The following is a 15,946-nucleotide window of genomic DNA, read 5'->3' as shown; positions in this document are numbered from 1 at the left end:
GCTCAGGCCACCTGCTCGTCTTCGTCTGTGTCATCGTCTTCTTCGCCGAGATAGGCTTTCTTGACGTGCTTGTTGGCCATCACTTCGTCGGGTTCGCCTTCGGCAATCTTGCGACCGAAATCAAGAACCATCACGCGGTTGGAGATATCCATCACCACCCCCATGTCGTGTTCGATCATCACCACCGTCATCCCCCATTCTTCGTTGAGGTCGATGATGAAGCGCGCCATGTCCTCTTTTTCTTCGAGGTTCATGCCCGCCATCGGCTCATCCAAAAGGATCAAATCAGGGCGAAGTGCCACTGCACGTGCAAGCTCAACACGCTTGCGCAACCCATATGACAGGGTGCCAGCTGTGGCTTTGCGAATATGGGAGATCTCAAGAAAATCAATCACGTCTTCACAGAAGCGTCGATGTTCGAGCTCTTCTTTCTGAGCCCCACCCAGCCAGTACAACGGGCCGTTCATGAAGTTGTTCTTCAGAAGGTGGTGCCGCCCGACCATGATATTATCAAGAACATTCATATGCCCAAAAAGAGCAAGGTTCTGGAAGGTTCGACCAATGCCAAGTTCGGCGCGATCATTTGGCTTAAGCCCGGTGACATCCTGCCCGTTAAAGGATACGGACCCTGTGGTCGGTGCATATCGCCCCGACACACAGTTAAGCATCGACGTCTTACCCGCACCATTTGGGCCGATAATTGAAAAAAGCTCGCCTGGCTGCACGGAAAAGCTGACATCACTCAGCGCACGCACACCGCCAAACACAAGCGACACGTCGCTAATCTGCAAAATGGGACCTTGTGACGTCATAACGTCGCTTACCCTCCCTGACTTGGGCCGCAAATTCCGCAGAACCGCATTTCCGGTTCATGTCGGTAAATATTGCTAACCGCTTTTCAGTTTCCCTGATGATGTGTCGGATTTTTATGTGACCCTTACCTTACGGAAACCGGGCCTGACACATTTAATAAGCATTTAAGTACCAATTTCAGCATATTGCGTCAATGCAATGATCCACAAGGGATTGAACCTTTTCTACAAATTCGCACCGCACAATTTAATTGCGTGTCGCATAGATGATCTTTCTACCCTTGATTACGTAACGTTATCTCAACGCTACTCGCTCCCGATGGGCCGAAAAATCACTGCAGTGCAAAAAATCTTCCCCATCGTGCAGCGCACAATTTTAGAGCGCATGTCGGGATAAAAGCTGCCGCAAGTCGATTACGTGAAAGATAATCCCCTTCCCGATTCGCATCGTTAAGCTGTGCGTTCCCCTCGTCGGTCTGGTCAAAAAACCGGTTCGAGATTGCATCGCGATGACAAGGCCCGGGGGTAAAGTGAGCAGATAGACTCGAAGCGTCCTCATTCCACCATTGAAAGGCGAATGACCACCTCACATATCGACTATAGGTTTTTGAACACTTGTTGTGCTTTGCCAATATGCTGCGATCAGGGCGTTTTCCCGAATACCCCTTTTCCGGGTCTGGACTTTCATGGGGATTTGTGGTGTAACGCCGTTGCACATACATATGTAGCCGTGACCCGCGTCACGAGATACAGATAGCCCACCGCTCGGCGCACCGACGGTCGGGGTGTCTTGTCACGACAAGCCCTTTTAACCACCTTGAGGAGGGTCTGATGTCCATTTGTGGCAAAGACAACCTGAATACGCGCCGCACGCTGAAAGTCGGGGATAAGTCCTTCGACTATTACAGCCTTAAAGCTGCTTCCGAAAAATTCGGCGACGTTTCCAAACTTCCGTTCACGCTGAAGGTCGTTCTTGAGAACCTTCTGCGCTACGAAGACGATTTCACTGTTAAAACCGACGATGTCAAAGCTGTTGTCGACTGGCTGAAAGCCCGCAAAAGCAGCCACGAGATCAACTACCGCCCAGCCCGCGTCCTGATGCAGGACTTCACGGGTGTTCCGGCTGTTGTTGACCTTGCTGCGATGCGCGATGCCGTTGTCAACATGGGTGGTGACGCCCAGAAGGTGAACCCGCTTTCACCGGTTGACCTCGTCATTGACCACTCGGTCATGATCGATTTCTTTGGTACCGACGACGCGCTCGACAAAAACATGGAAGTCGAGTTCGAACGTAACGGCGAACGTTATGGTTTCCTTCGTTGGGGCCAGAATGCATTCAACAACTTCCGCATCGTCCCACCCGGAGCAGGCATCTGCCACCAGGTGAACGTTGAGCATCTTGCCAAGGTCGTCTGGACCGGCGAAGACGCAGACGGAAAAACCGTTGCTTATCCTGATACACTGGTTGGCACAGACTCACACACCACCATGGTTAACGGCCTTGCCGTTCTGGGTTGGGGTGTTGGCGGCCTTGAAGCCGAAGCCGCGATGCTCGGTCAGCCGATTTCGATGCTGATCCCGGAAGTTGTCGGCTTTAAGCTGACCGGTTCCATGAAAGAAGGCATCACCGCAACTGACCTTGTTCTGCGTGTCGTTCAGATGCTGCGTGAAAAAGGCGTTGTTGGCAAATTCGTCGAGTTCTATGGCGATGCGCTGGCAAACATGAGCCTGCCGGACCGTGCGACCATTGGTAACATGGCTCCGGAATATGGTGCGACCTGTGGGTTCTTCCCGATCGATGACGAAACGCTCAACTACATGCGTTCGACCGGCCGTGACGAAGACCAGATTGCACTGGTTGAAGCATATGCCAAAGAACAGGGCATGTGGGGCGACCCGGCGCATGAAGCTGAATACACCGCAACGCTTGAACTTGACATTTCAACTGTCGAGCCGGCCCTTTCAGGTCCGAAGCGTCCGCAGGACCGTGTTCTGCTAAAAGATGCCGTAACGAGCTTCAAAGACACCTTTGCCGACATGGCGCCGGGTGTTGATGCCGACCGCTCCGTTCCGGTTTCGAATGAAAACTTCGACATGAAAGACGGTAACGTCGTTATCGCTGCGATCACGTCCTGCACCAACACCTCGAACCCGAGTGTTTTGATTGCAGCAGGTCTTCTGGCGAAAAAAGCTGTCGAACTTGGCCTTAAGAGCAAGCCGTGGGTGAAAACCTCGCTCGCACCGGGCTCGCTGGTTGTTGCCGACTACCTCGAAAAAGCTGGCCTTCAGGATTATCTTGATCAGCTTGGCTTTAACGTTGCTGGTTTTGGCTGCACCACCTGTATTGGTAACTCCGGTCCGCTGTCCGCACCGATTGCCGGTGCGATTGAAGACAAGGACATGCTGGTAACGGCAGTTCTGTCTGGTAACCGTAACTTCGAAGGCCGCATCAGCCCGCACGTCAAGGCAAACTACCTTGCCTCGCCGCCGCTGGTTGTTGCCTATGCCCTTGCCGGTAACCTGAAGATCGATCTGAACAACGATCCGCTGGGCACTGACAAAAATGGCAAAGACGTCTTTATGAAAGACATCTGGCCAACCAACAAAGAGATCGCAGACACCATTGCAACCTCGATCTCGGCTTCGATGTACAAAGATCGTTATGACAACATCTTTGCCGGTCCGAAGCCTTGGCAGGCAATTGAAGTTACCGAAGGCGAAACCTTCCTCTGGGACAACAATTCCACCTATGTCCAGAACCCGCCTTACTTCGTCAACATGGCGAAAGAACCGGGTGACTTTGCCGAAGTACACGGCGCACGTCCGCTCCTGATCCTCGGTGACTCTGTCACCACCGACCACATTTCTCCGGCCGGCTCGATCAAGGAAGAAAGCCCTGCAGGTGAATACCTCAAGGACAATGGCGTTGCCGTTCGCGACTTCAACTCTTACGGCGCACGTCGTGGCAACCACGAAGTCATGATGCGCGGTACCTTTGCCAACATTCGTATCCGCAACGAGATGGCACCGGGCACCGAAGGTGGTGTTTCGGTTCATTATCCATCCGGGGATCAAGGCTGGGTCTATGACGTTGCAATGCGTTATCAGGCCGAAGGCACCCCGCTGGTGGTTGTTGCCGGTAAAGAATACGGCACAGGTTCGTCACGTGACTGGGCCGCAAAAGGCACCAATCTTCTTGGCGTCAAAGCTGTGATCGCGGAAAGCTTCGAGCGTATCCACCGCACCAACCTGGTCTGCATGGGCGTTCTGCCGCTGCAGTTCAAAAACGGTGAAGGTCGTGAGACCTATAAACTGGATGGTTCGGAAACCTTCGACGTACTGGGCATTGCCGATGGCATTACCCCGCTTCAGGACGTCACGGTTCGCATCACGCGCAAAGATGGCAGCACCGAAGAGTGCATCGCCACCTGCCGTATCGATACAGAGAACGAAGTTCTCTACTACCAGAACGGCGGCATTCTGCAGTTCGTTCTGCGTAACATGATGAAAGCTGCCTGATTTCAATTTGAAATCAATAGCCTGATCGTCTTGCACCCCGCCGGTTTTCCGGCGGGGTGTTTTCGTTGGAATATCTTTTATCTTTTCAGAACACTTCCACAGTGCGGCGTTGATCCAGAACAATTCTCAGAAGCACCTACTCTGATAGATAGTGACAATGGTTGAGTTGGCCACCATACCACAACCAAAGGTTCACAACGCACATTTGCAGGTTCAAATGACACGCCCCCACCTTGATGACAGTCAAAGTGATCCTTTGACCGTTGGAACGCTGTCGCCCGAAAAGGTCCTAAGCTGCGCCCCTGACCTGCCTCTGGGTCGGGCTGTTGCACTTATGAAAGACAACAACTGCAGTTCGATTGTGGTTGTAAGGTCGAACAAGCCCGTCGGAATCATCACCGAAAAAGACATCCTGTCGCTTCCCGCTGACAGCCACTCAGCCCTTATCGCCCCAATTGAAAACCGCATGTCGCGCCCGGCCCACACCATTTCCGTTCACGCCAGCCAGAAAACTGCAATTGTTCGGATGCGTGATCTTAATGTCCGTCACCTCATCACGGTCGATGAACAGGGTCATTTGGCAGGTATCATCAGCCAAACCGATCTTATCCGTCAGGTTGCGGTCAGCAAGGCTCTTAGTGCCAACGATGTCGAAACGGCTATTCGAAGTTCAACGCTTTTTGTTGATGCACAGATCCCCGTCCAAGACTTGCGGCTAAAGATGCATCTAGAAAAATGCGACAATGCAATCGTCACGGGCTTCAACCCGGATCTTCCGTCCGCGCAGCAAACCGGCATCATCACAGAACGCGATATCTTGCGTCATTTGGTTGAGGGGCGTGACGCACAAACAGCTGGCGACATTGCAACGCGTCCCGTCAAAATGGTCACGCACGACGTTAACCTCAACGAAGCACGTAACATCATGCTGCGTGACAAAATCCGCCATCTTGTCGTGCGCAATCGCCATAAGGAAGTGATCGGCGTTTTATCTTTTGCCGACTTGCTACAATTCATCGAACAGGACTATTTTTCACATCTGCGCACACTTACCGAAGACAGAAACAGTGACGGCGCCAAAGCCAGACGTTCGCTCTTGCTGGCGCGCAAACTTATCGAAACATCACCAGACTGTGTGATGGTGTGCAATGCGCTTGGCGCTATAGAGGCCATCAATCCGGCCTTTACCCGCGTCACCGGTTATCAGGCCGAAGAAGTTATCGGCCAAAATCCGCGTTTTTTGCAATCGGGGCGTCAAAACAAGGCCTTTTACAAAAAGCTTTGGACTGATGTTCTGCGCACGGGAAAATGGGAAGGCGAGATTTGGAACCGCCGAAAGTCGGGCGAAGTCTATCCCGAATGGTTATCGATCATGGCCATCCGCGATGCAGATGGCACCACAAGTCACTATGCATCAATCTTCACCGACATCAGTGGCCGGGAAAAAAATCGCGAAGACATCCTGCGTCTGGCACACACAGACGAACTAACCGGAATGCCAAACCGTCGGCGGTTTTCAGAACTCCTATCACATCATATCGGCCGTTCACGCCATCACGGTATGCGCCTGACCGTGATCATGCTTGATATCGACAACTTCCAACGGGTCAACAGTGCGCTTGGCCATACGGACGGCGACGATGTCCTGATTGAAGTTGCACGCCGTATCGGTCGCGAACTTGGTCCGGATGCTGTTGTCGCGCGGGTCGGCGCAGATGAATACGCCGCCATCTTACCTGATATCGATACAGCCAATGAAGCACGCATGCTGTCGGAACGTCTGCTTGGTCGGTTGGGCGAACCGCACCTGACCCGAAAGGGAACTGATCTTTATCTTTCAGCAAGCATCGGCATTGCCTGCTTCCCCGAAGACGCCAACGACACCAGTACTTTGCTGCGTAATGCAGAACTGGCAATGATGCAGGCCAAGGAACAGGGACGCAACCGTGTCAGCCGATACAGCCGTGGCCTGCACGCCAAAAAAGGCGAAGCGCTTGCCTTGGAAACGGCCTTGCGCCACGCACTCGACAATCAGGAATTTTATCTGGCCTATCAGCCACAATTTGATGCCTGTTCCCAAGAACTTTGTGGCGTTGAAGCTCTGCTAAGATGGACGACGCCAGACGGCACAATCATTCCGCCCTCCACCTTCATTCCAATCGCAGAAGAGATCGGTATCATCGGTGAATTGGGACGCTGGGTCATGCGAACAGCCTGCCGCCAACTGGTCAACTGGCGCAAACAAGGACTGCTGAACCTGCGGCTTGCCGTCAATGTATCGGTGCAGCAATTCTATGGCACAGTTGATTTTGCCGAACAGCTACGCGCCATCTTGCTCGATAAGGGGATTGCGGCAAACCGCCTTGAAATAGAGATCACCGAAAGCCTGTTCATGCGCAACATCGACGATATGCGCGCCAAACTGCAACGCGTTCACGACCTTGGCGTCAAGATTTCGCTCGATGATTTCGGCACTGGATTTTCAAGCCTGAGCTATCTGCGAAGTCTGCCTTTTGACAGCATCAAACTTGATCGCAGCTTTGTCCTTGATATCGATGATGGCAAAGACGGTCAGGCACTGGCACTCACCATCATCAATATGGCCAAGAACCTTGATAAGACCTGCGTTGCAGAAGGTGTGGAAAACCATCACCAGTTGTCATTCCTGCGCAATGCTGGCTGCGACTTGATCCAGGGGTACCTTCTGGGCAAGCCGATGTCGGCGGAAGACATCAGTGCACTGGCCAAAAATCAGCACTCCTTGGCACCGTAAATCGAAAAGGGCGGGATTACCCCGCCCTTTTCAAAAAGATCACAGATATCCAGGTTGCTTTGGCTTAGAAAACACCAAGTCCCTTGAGCAGGATGAAGGCGATTGCAATCGGGGCGATGAATTTGACAATCACACCCCATGCGCCGACCCATATTGGAATGACGCCATTATGCGCCGCAATTTCTTCCTGTGCCTTGCCCCAGACAACCCAGCCGACAAACAGCGAAATGAACAGGCCACCAATTGGCAGAAGCAGGCTTGAACTGATGAAGTCCATCAGATCAAAGAAGTTCTTGCCCGCAATGATTTTCACATCTCCCATCACCCCCATCGACAGCGACGAAGGAATGCCCAGCAGGAAAATCATAAACCCGATGATGACGGCTGCTGACTTACGGCTGACCCCACGGTCATCGACGAAATAAGCAACGACCACTTCAAGGATCGAAACCGCTGATGTCAGTGCCGCGATTGCCAAAAGCAGGAAGAACAGGAAGGCAAAGAACGCGCCGAAAGGCATCTGTGCAAACACAGCCGGTAGCGTGATGAAGGTGAGGCCCGGACCGGCACTCGGATCAAAGCCAAAGGCAAAAACAGCAGGCAGAATCAAAAGACCCGCCATCACCGCAACTGCAGAATCAAGCAACGTCACCCACCCTGCCGACCCCGGAAGATTTTCCTTCTTTGACAGGTACGACCCATACGTGATCATCGCCCCCATACCAAGCGAGAGTGAGAAGAAGGCCTGCGACAATGCATCGGAAACCGTCGACCATGTGACTTTCGAGAAATCCGGCGACAGCAAAAACGCAACACCTTCCATGCCACCCGGCAACGTCACCGAACGCACAATCAATACAATCAGCAACGCAAACAATGCCGGCATCAGGATTTTTGATGCACGTTCAATACCGCTGCCAACACCGGCCAAAACAACAAAGACGGTCAAGGCCATAAAGACCGCATGGAAAATCAGCGGCGAAGTCGTATCAGCGATAAAGCTGCCAAAAATGTCGCCAAGTGCCGCCGGGTCTTCGACCGCCAGTGCGCCGGTAACAGATTTGATTATGTAGGAAATCGTCCAGCCAGCGACAACGCTGTAGAACGACAGAATGATAAAGGCCGCAGCCACACCAAACACACCAATGATCGGCCACAGCCCACCCTTGAGTTTGGCAAATGCGCCAATTGCATTCTTTTCTGACATACGGCCAATAACAAATTCAGCCAGCATGACCGAAAGGCCAATGGTAAAGACCAGCCCAAGATAGATCACCAAAAAGGCGCCGCCACCATTGGCACCTGCCATATACGGGAACTTCCAAATGTTCCCAAGACCGACAGCTGACCCTGCAGCCGCCAGAATAAATCCAAGGCGAGAGCCCCAGTGTTCACGTTTAATCATGTACCTGCAAACCTTGTTTCGGACCGGTCTTGCCGGAATGATGCTCCCGCCGACAGACCGGCTCCTGATTTTTTAACGTAAAGGCGATTTCCCCGCCTCACGACGTCACCATGCATTAGCAATGGTCCCGATTGGTCCGCAGCTGATAGCATCAATCTTTGGAAATCTCCTTTCGAAATTCCACCCAAAAGCGCAAAAATCTGTCTCAAATCCCTTCAAACACCTCTCAAGGTCTTGTGATTAGGGGTTGATGCCGCTTTTGGGGCATCATCAGGCTCATGAAACACACTCGCCCCCTCATATTTGCGCTTACACTTGCCATTGTCGGGTTTCCCCCCCCCCTGATGGCCAGCGAAAGCATTACCCCGCGCGCCGTTGTCGAGCTTTACACCTCGGAAGGGTGTAGCTCCTGCCCGCCTGCCGACCGTGTTCTTTATGAGTTAAATCAGGAACGTAGCGATCTTCTGGTGCTGTCGTACCATGTCGATTACTGGAACTATCTTGGCTGGACCGACCCGTTTTCCGACAGCATGTTTAGCGAACGCCAACGTGAATATGCCCAGCATATGCGCGAAAGATACGTCTATACGCCGCAAGCTATCATCAATGGGGAACATGTCGTTCGCGCCACCCAAAAGCAGCGAATCGGTGACACCAGCAACAGCGCAGAACCACTGCACGATATTGCAACCTTAATGGTCGAAAATCACGAACAACAGCAACCTGCAACCGGCACCATAACCCTGCAATCCTTGAGCGCGGCTAAGCACTCATCACCGCTTAAGTTGTGGCTGGTCGGGTTTGACCGTGAACATGCCCGTGATGTTCGATCTGGCGAAAATGCCGGCAAACGTTTGGTACACGCCAATGTCGTACGTGAAATGATCGATCTGGGAACCTGGAACGGCTCTGCGGATGAACGCACCTTTGCCATGAAAACGGCTGGTGACGGCGGCGTTGCCCTTCTGGTGCAACAAGGGCGGGGCGGCCCCATCATTGCGGCCTCGATGGTGCGGTTCTGACATCGCGCAATTTGGCGACCACACCCAACGCACCCTAAACACCCGTAAATTACTCAATCCCCTCAAACACAACTGTCTTTTTGATTGATTTGAAACAATGTCATTGCCGTCAATGTCGGTTAAAGCATGAACATTACGCCCTAACGCGTTATAGAATGACGTGATGCGATGCGACTTCCGACAATAGAACGGGTTATATGGCAGTTTTTAGCGGTTCTGATCTGACCTGCCTTCGTGGTGAGCGACTGGTTTTTGGCAAGCTTTCCTTTGCGGCCAATCCCGGTGACGCGATCATGCTGCGCGGACGCAATGGTGCTGGAAAATCAAGCCTGTTGCGCCTGATGGCGGGGCTTCTTGTCCCACGCTCAGGCCAGATCACCTGGAATGATGATCCCATCCATAGTGACCGTATCGCCCACCATGCCCGCTTGCAGTATCTCGGCCATCAGGACGCGATTAAGCCCGTACTGTCCGTGCGCGACAACTTGCACCTTTGGGGGCAATTGCGCGGTGTGGATGACATTGACCGCGAGATCGACACCGCCCTGCATGCGCTTGATATTCATCATCTTTCACGTACGGCGGGCCGCTATCTTTCAAGTGGTCAGAAACGCCGCACAGCCCTTGCCCGTATTCTGATCGGCCACGCTGATTTATGGCTTCTTGATGAGCCAACCGTTGGCCTTGACCGCGAAAGCAGCAATGAGCTTGCCCAACTGATCGCCGACTTCCGTGCCAAGGGTGGCATTGTGATTTATTCCACCCACATTGATCTGGCGGTCAAAGAACCGACCCTCCTTGATCTTGATGAATTTGCCATCCCGATGATTGAGTGGCTCAAAGATCACGATGCCCCGGCTGACGATGGTATACGATCTGATCCAAAAAGGGCGGCGCAATGAACGGATTTACTGCAATATTGCGGCGTGACTTGCAGCTTGCCATGCGTCAGGGGGCGGATTCCGTTATGGTGGTCGCGTTTTTCATCGTTACCACCACATTGTTTCCATTCGGTGTCGGCCCGGAAGCCAACATTCTTGCGCGCATTGCTTCGGGTGTTATTTGGGTTTCGGCCCTGTTGGCCGCAATGTTATCGCTCGAACGGGTTTTTCAAACCGATTATGAGGATGGCACATTAGAACTGCTGACATTGTCGCCGGTCTCGCTGGAGATTGTTGTCTTGGGCAAGGTTGTTGCCCATTGGCTAACGACCGGACTGCCCTTGATTGTCGCAGCCCCCTTGATGGCAGTGATGTTGAACATGGACACAGACGGCTTTGTCGTCCTGATGATCGCAATGTTGCTGGGCACACCGGCCCTTAGTTTAATCGGCGCGATTGGCGCAGCCCTGATACTGGGCGCACGACGCGGCGGGGTCCTGGTATCCTTACTGGTTTTACCGCTTTATATTCCTATCCTGATTTTTGGGGCCGGTGCGGTTGAGGCTGCTTTGCTTGGAATGTCAGCAACGGCACAGTTACAAATAATGGGCGCGATCCTTTTGCTTGCGCTTGCGGCAACACCATTTGCCACCGCACATGCCCTGCGTCAGGCTATGGAATAACCGCAACACCAAACAAACGACTTCTGCGGCACACCCCGCACATCGGACAAGAGAAAATGCATCGCTTCGCCAAACCAAGTGTGTTCTTAAAACTAACAGCGCCAATCCTGCCGTGGTTGGCGGGTGCGACGGCAATGCTGATTGCCGCGGGGCTTTATTTCGCCCTGTTCGCATCACCCATTGATTATCAGCAGGGCGATACTGTCCGGATCATGTATCTGCATGTACCGTCGGCATGGATGGGGCTTTTTTGCTATGTCGGGATGGCTATTTGTGGCGCGATGAGCCTGATCTGGAAACATCCACTTGCCGATATTTGCGCCCGTGCTACCGCACCGATTGGCGCCACCTTTACCGCCTTGTGTCTGATCACCGGATCACTTTGGGGCGAACCGATGTGGGGCACATGGTGGGTTTGGGACGCACGTCTGACATCCATGCTAATCCTGTTGTTCCTGTATCTTGGCTATATCGCCCTTGTGAATGCGTTTGATGATCCTGATCGTGGCTCAAAGGCCGGATCGGCACTGGCCTTGGTTGGGGCAGTCAATGTGCCAATTGTCAAATTCTCGGTCGATTGGTGGAACACCCTGCATCAACCAGCATCGATTGTACGCATGGATGGGCCGGCCGTTGATCCAAGCATGCAATTGCCACTGGCTTTGATGATCCTTGGGTTTACCGGATACTATTTCGTGGTTCTCATTTTACGTGTCCGGCTGGAGCTTAACGAGCGGCGCATTCGCGCCCTGCATCTAAGCGGCATGTTTGATGACACTGCCCAAGACGCCGAACCCTATGATCCGGGTCACAACGCGGAGGCAAGCCAATGAGTGAGTTCTTCTCGATGGGGGGATATGGCAGCTATATCTGGTCAAGTTATGGTGTAGCCGCGATTGCGATGATTGTGCTCCTGCTTGCCACCTTGCGTGGATTACGCAATAGCCGCCGTGAACTTGACCAACTTGAAACGGTGCTGCACACCAAACGCCAGCGTCGCAACAGAAAAAGCCGCAAGGCAACCTGATCGGAGATCAAACGTGTCACTTTCCCGCGCCAAGTCCCGCAAACGCCAGCGGATGTATATCATCGGTGCCGTACTGCTTGCCGTTGCCGGGGCAGCGGCCCTTGCGCTGACGGCGTTTGAAGATTCTGTTGTGTTCTTCTTCAGCCCGTCCGAAATTGTCGAAAAATCACCAATTGACCCGGATCAGCGTTTGCGGATCGGTGGATTGGTCGAAGAAGGCACTGTCACCAAACTTCAGGATGGCAAAACCATTGCCTTTGTCGTCACCGATATGGCGCAATCGGTTACCGTTGCCTATAGCGGCATCCTGCCCGATCTTTTCCGCGAAGGTCAGGGCATTGTTGCCGAAGGACACATGAACGCCAACGGAACGTTTGTCGCGTCAGAGGTCCTTGCAAAGCATGATGAAAACTATATGCCGCCAGAGGTTGCAGAATCCCTTAAAAAAAGCGGATACTGGGAAGAGATCGAAGCAAAGAACGCAAAGCAAATGCGCAATTAAGCCACATTCTGCCATCATAAAATCCAGCTTCGTGCATAAGGAAAACACTGCATCCATCATCACACCCGCAAATCAATTCATTGCGGGCGGGCAGAACCACGGTGGTTGCAAATTAAATTCGGGGAAGCCTTAACCGCAGATGCTTGCAGAGTTCGGACATTTTGCCCTGCTTCTGATTCTGGTGGCCGGCTTCAGCCAGGCCCTGCTGTTTAGCCCCCTTAGGCTGCACGCAGGCAGAATTGTTGCATCCTTGTCATTCGGGACCAAAACCGTCACAGCCGTTTCAGGAAATTCTGGGAACGAAGCACTGTCTGACGTCCACGAACCCGATACCACACCTCATTCGTCGGCACTCCCAACCCCGTTTCCTAACAACCTGATTGCCCTGCCGCTGATTATTCTGGCTTTGGGTATCCTGTCGCAGGCGGCACTGATCCATGCGTTTGTTGTCAGTGACTTCAGTCTGCCGATTGTTGCCGATGTCAGCCATTCTTCCACCCCCTTGCTGTTTCGGGTTGGTGCAGCCTTCACCCCCGATGGCGGGGCGATGTTGCTTTGGGTGCTGGCAACCGCACTGGCAAATATTGTCTTTGCCCTGCAGGTTTTTCGCCGGGCATCAAACACGCCAACCACTGCGAGCAGCGATAGTCTTTTTATCGCCAATGCGCTTTCAATTCTTGGGCTTGTCATAGCGATCCTCGCCCTTGTGACCTTGATTGATGCTGATCCGTTTTTGCGGGTCGCCGTCGCACCGTTGGATGGCCGTGGTATGAGCCCGCAAAGTCAGGATGTTTTGCGCATCTTGCGTGAACCGGTTCTTTATCTTGGTCTGGCCGGATTAACCGTTATTTTCACGGTGAGTATTGCCGGGCTTCTAACCCATAAAATTGATCGCAGCTTTGCCGAAACACTGCGCCCGTGGGTAATTGGTGCATGGTTATTTCTTGGTCTGGCAATCGCAATCAACGCCTACCGATCCTATAGTCAGCAGGCATGGGGGAATTGGTGGTATTGGGACACCGCTGAAAACAGCCTTCTGATCCCCTGGCTTCTGACCACCGCACTTGTCCATTGCCGGGCTGTGCTTGAAAAGACCGACACCTTAAAAAGCTGGACAGCTTTCCTTGGCTTGTCTGCGTTCGCTGTTGGATGGTTCGGGGTTTACCTGACCCGCTCGGATCTTTTGGGTCCGTTGACCGAAACGCTGTCGCAGTCAGCAGATAGTACCGCTTTGCTGGTAGGTTTCTGTCTATTGTTCAGTGCAGCCTATTTTCTGTTCTGGCGGCAATCGGATCGCATGGCCGAGCAAAAGGCTTTTGGCTTTGTATCGCGCGAAAGTGGCATGTTCCTGAGCAGCGTCACACTGTCGCTGATTGCTGCCGTCATTCTGATTGGTACGATCTATCCGCTCGTCCTGCGCTGGGTTGACGGCGAGAACATTACCGTTGGTGCACCCTTCTACGTCGAAGCCCTTTTACCGGTTGTCTTACCGCTTATGTTCATCATGGGGTTTGCCCCCGTTCTGCGCTGGCGGCAGGATGAATTGTGGTTGATCGGACGGCGGATGAAGCTTGCTGTGATGCTTTCACTCATCATTGTGCTGTTTGTGTCGATCCGCTTTATCGATCTTTCACCTTTGCCGTTAATTGGCATTGGCCTTGCTGGCTGGATACTGGCTGCGGCCTTAAGTGACCTTTGGGCGCGCCTCTGGCATCAACCCGATCACGGCGAAAGCAAATATCGCAATCTGCAGCTTCTTGGTCCGCGGTATATCAGCATGACACTGGCCCATATCGGCCTTGCCATTCTGATTGCCGGCGGATCGGCCAGTGCAGTCTGGGAAGAACAGGTTGTGTTGTCAGCCCGTGCGGGACAAAGCATTGAGGTTGGCCCCTATAACCTGCAATACGAAGGTGTTGCCCTGCTTGCGGGTGAAAACTATGCCACGCGTCAGGCAACCTTTATCCTCTATCATCATTCCCTGCCGGTGGCTGAACTGTTTCCTGAAATCCGCTACTACCCGATCCGGGGAACGGAAACCCGCGAAGCCGACATTTTTCATGGACGTGACGGTGACGTCCATGTTTCGGTTGGCGACCGTTCCGAAGATGGCGGGCGCATTGTAACGGTACGCTTTTTACCCATGATGCCGTGGGTTTGGACTGGCATGATTTTGATGTTGATTGGTGGCAGTATCAGCATCCTGACGCGCATGTTCCTGCGCATTCGGAAGAACGGAGTTCCCGCTTCATGAGATTCTCGCTTGCTGTGATCCCGCTGGTTTTGTTTGCGGCATTGGCCGGAATATTCCTGATCAATATCGACAAGGATTCTTCGGTTGTTCCGTCTGTCCTGATTGACAAACCAGCCCCTGATTTCTCGCTGCCGCCATTGCCCGGTGCGGATAAGGGCCTGTCGCGTGCCGATCTTACCAAAGGCAAAGTTTCCGTGCTGAACGTCTTTGCCAGCTGGTGCATCCCGTGTCGGGCGGAACATCCAATGATCAAACGACTATCAAACGAAGCAGACGTCCCGATCTTTGGTCTGAACTATAAGGAAAAAGACCCACAGGACGGTGTTAAGTGGCTTGAAGAACTTGGTAATCCCTATCAGGCTGTCGGCATGGATCTATCGGGTCGCACCGGGATTGATTTTGGGGTTTACGGGGTTCCTGAAACCTTCATCATCGATGGTCAGGGACAAATCAAATACAAGCACATTGGCCCGGTCACCTCAGAAGTTCTTGAAAAAGTTCTGCTGCCGAAAATCGCGGAGTTAAAAGGATGAACAGGCCTTTCCTGATATTACTCGGCGTCATCGGGGTTACCGTTCCCTTGCTGCTCAGCAGCCCGGCCCATGCCGTCAATCCTGATGAAATATTATCTAACACTGTGCTCGAAGAACGGGCGCGCGACATCAGTCAGGAACTGCGTTGCCTTGTCTGTCAGAACCAGTCAATTGATGATTCCGATGCCGACCTGGCGCGCGATCTACGTGTTCTTGTCCGCGAACGGTTGGTTGCCGGTGATACAGATCAGCAAGTCATCGATTACATCGTTGCAAGGTACGGCGACTATGTCTTGCTGAACCCGCCGCTTAAACCCGAAACATATGTTTTGTGGGCAAGTCCGATTGTGCTGGCAATCCTTGCATTGATTGCGGTTGCCGCCTTCTATCGCCGCAAACAGCGCGAATCCGGTGCCAAACCAGATAAATTGTCCAAGGATGAACAAACGCGCCTGAATGAAATCCTCGAAACAGCACAAAAAGACGGCTCGAAATGATGCGACCTTTCTGTCTGGTACATCCTAAAATGTCCATC

13 protein-coding genes are annotated in these 15,946 nt (G+C 52.9%); 11 read left to right on the top strand and 2 right to left on the bottom strand.

What is annotated here, in order from left to right; translation table 11 throughout:
* Positions 1–2: 2 nt before the first annotated feature.
* Positions 3–812 carry an ABC transporter ATP-binding protein gene (locus COO92_RS00860; RefSeq protein ID WP_022731039.1) on the bottom strand — a complete coding sequence of 270 codons (810 nt, stop codon included), beginning with the start codon at positions 810–812 and terminating at the stop codon, positions 3–5.
* Between the two features lie 831 nt (positions 813–1,643).
* On the opposite strand from COO92_RS00860, the gene acnA reads away from it, so the two are divergent.
* Positions 1,644–4,331 (top strand): aconitate hydratase AcnA, encoded by a 2,688-nt coding sequence (gene acnA, locus COO92_RS00855; protein ID WP_101299075.1) that lies wholly within the window; start codon positions 1,644–1,646, stop codon positions 4,329–4,331.
* A 217-nt stretch (positions 4,332–4,548) separates the two neighbouring features.
* On the top strand, positions 4,549–7,104 hold the full coding sequence (locus COO92_RS00850; protein ID WP_101299972.1) for an EAL domain-containing protein: 2,556 nt from the start codon (positions 4,549–4,551) through the stop codon (positions 7,102–7,104).
* Positions 7,105–7,168: 64 nt separating this feature from the next.
* Here the strand turns inward: COO92_RS00850 and COO92_RS00845 are convergent, their stop codons facing one another.
* Positions 7,169–8,509, bottom strand: coding sequence for a sodium-dependent transporter (locus tag COO92_RS00845; RefSeq protein WP_101299074.1), 1,341 nt, complete (start codon positions 8,507–8,509; stop codon positions 7,169–7,171).
* Positions 8,510–8,787: 278 nt separating this feature from the next.
* Here COO92_RS00845 and COO92_RS00840 point away from each other — a divergent pair, with 278 nt between their 5' ends.
* The 9 genes from COO92_RS00840 (at position 8,788) to COO92_RS00800 (ending at position 15,908) form a co-directional block, all read left to right on the top strand.
* Positions 8,788–9,531, top strand: coding sequence for a DUF1223 domain-containing protein (locus tag COO92_RS00840; RefSeq protein ID WP_101299072.1), 744 nt, complete (start codon positions 8,788–8,790; stop codon positions 9,529–9,531).
* 197 nt (positions 9,532–9,728) lie between these two features.
* The gene (gene ccmA / locus COO92_RS00835) at positions 9,729–10,433 is read left to right on the top strand and encodes a heme ABC exporter ATP-binding protein CcmA (RefSeq protein WP_101299070.1); all 705 of its coding nucleotides are present in this window, start codon (positions 9,729–9,731) and stop codon (positions 10,431–10,433) included.
* Complete coding sequence (gene ccmB / locus COO92_RS00830) at positions 10,430–11,095, top strand: heme exporter protein CcmB (protein ID WP_101299068.1); 666 nt, start codon at positions 10,430–10,432, stop codon at positions 11,093–11,095. The genes ccmA and ccmB overlap by 4 nt, the downstream gene beginning before the upstream one ends.
* Positions 11,096–11,151: 56 nt before the next feature.
* Entirely contained in the window at positions 11,152–11,928 is a 777-nt protein-coding gene (locus COO92_RS00825) for a heme ABC transporter permease (RefSeq protein WP_101299067.1), read from the top strand.
* Positions 11,925–12,122 (top strand): heme exporter protein CcmD, encoded by a 198-nt coding sequence (ccmD, locus tag COO92_RS00820; RefSeq protein ID WP_101299065.1) that lies wholly within the window; start codon positions 11,925–11,927, stop codon positions 12,120–12,122. The genes COO92_RS00825 and ccmD overlap by 4 nt, the downstream gene beginning before the upstream one ends.
* Positions 12,123–12,135: 13 nt before the next feature.
* Positions 12,136–12,624 carry a cytochrome c maturation protein CcmE gene (ccmE, locus tag COO92_RS00815; RefSeq protein WP_101299063.1) on the top strand — a complete coding sequence of 163 codons (489 nt, stop codon included), beginning with the start codon at positions 12,136–12,138 and terminating at the stop codon, positions 12,622–12,624.
* Positions 12,625–12,763: 139 nt separating this feature from the next.
* Positions 12,764–14,878 carry a heme lyase CcmF/NrfE family subunit gene (locus tag COO92_RS00810; protein ID WP_101299061.1) on the top strand — a complete coding sequence of 705 codons (2,115 nt, stop codon included), beginning with the start codon at positions 12,764–12,766 and terminating at the stop codon, positions 14,876–14,878.
* Positions 14,875–15,411, top strand: a complete 537-nt coding sequence (locus COO92_RS00805; protein ID WP_101299059.1) for a DsbE family thiol:disulfide interchange protein — start codon at positions 14,875–14,877, stop codon at positions 15,409–15,411. Before COO92_RS00810 ends, COO92_RS00805 begins: the two co-directional genes overlap by 4 nt.
* Positions 15,408–15,908, top strand: coding sequence for a cytochrome c-type biogenesis protein (locus tag COO92_RS00800; protein ID WP_101299057.1), 501 nt, complete (start codon positions 15,408–15,410; stop codon positions 15,906–15,908). The genes COO92_RS00805 and COO92_RS00800 overlap by 4 nt, the downstream gene beginning before the upstream one ends.
* The last annotated feature ends 38 nt before the right edge of the window (positions 15,909–15,946 follow it).

The sequence above is a fragment of the Thalassospira lohafexi genome (assembly GCF_002844275.1).
GTDB lineage: Bacteria > Pseudomonadota > Alphaproteobacteria > Rhodospirillales > Thalassospiraceae > Thalassospira > Thalassospira lohafexi.
Note: the sequence above shows the minus strand (reverse complement) of the source record. Positions and strands in the feature narration are given on the sequence as shown.

Bases quoted from the DNA above. Each gene is read 5' to 3' on its own strand.
- COO92_RS00860 (WP_022731039.1), bottom strand. From the start codon at position 812: ATGACGTCACAAGGTCCCATTTTGCAGATTAGCGACGTGTCGCTTGTG.
- acnA (WP_101299075.1), top strand. From the start codon at position 1,644: ATGTCCATTTGTGGCAAAGACAACCTGAATACGCGCCGCACGCTGAAA.
- COO92_RS00850 (WP_101299972.1), top strand. From the start codon at position 4,549: ATGACACGCCCCCACCTTGATGACAGTCAAAGTGATCCTTTGACCGTT.
- COO92_RS00845 (WP_101299074.1), bottom strand. From the start codon at position 8,509: ATGATTAAACGTGAACACTGGGGCTCTCGCCTTGGATTTATTCTGGCG.
- COO92_RS00840 (WP_101299072.1), top strand. From the start codon at position 8,788: ATGAAACACACTCGCCCCCTCATATTTGCGCTTACACTTGCCATTGTC.
- ccmA (WP_101299070.1), top strand. From the start codon at position 9,729: ATGGCAGTTTTTAGCGGTTCTGATCTGACCTGCCTTCGTGGTGAGCGA.
- ccmB (WP_101299068.1), top strand. From the start codon at position 10,430: ATGAACGGATTTACTGCAATATTGCGGCGTGACTTGCAGCTTGCCATG.
- COO92_RS00825 (WP_101299067.1), top strand. From the start codon at position 11,152: ATGCATCGCTTCGCCAAACCAAGTGTGTTCTTAAAACTAACAGCGCCA.
- ccmD (WP_101299065.1), top strand. From the start codon at position 11,925: ATGAGTGAGTTCTTCTCGATGGGGGGATATGGCAGCTATATCTGGTCA.
- COO92_RS00810 (WP_101299061.1), top strand. From the start codon at position 12,764: ATGCTTGCAGAGTTCGGACATTTTGCCCTGCTTCTGATTCTGGTGGCC.
- COO92_RS00805 (WP_101299059.1), top strand. From the start codon at position 14,875: ATGAGATTCTCGCTTGCTGTGATCCCGCTGGTTTTGTTTGCGGCATTG.
- COO92_RS00800 (WP_101299057.1), top strand. From the start codon at position 15,408: ATGAACAGGCCTTTCCTGATATTACTCGGCGTCATCGGGGTTACCGTT.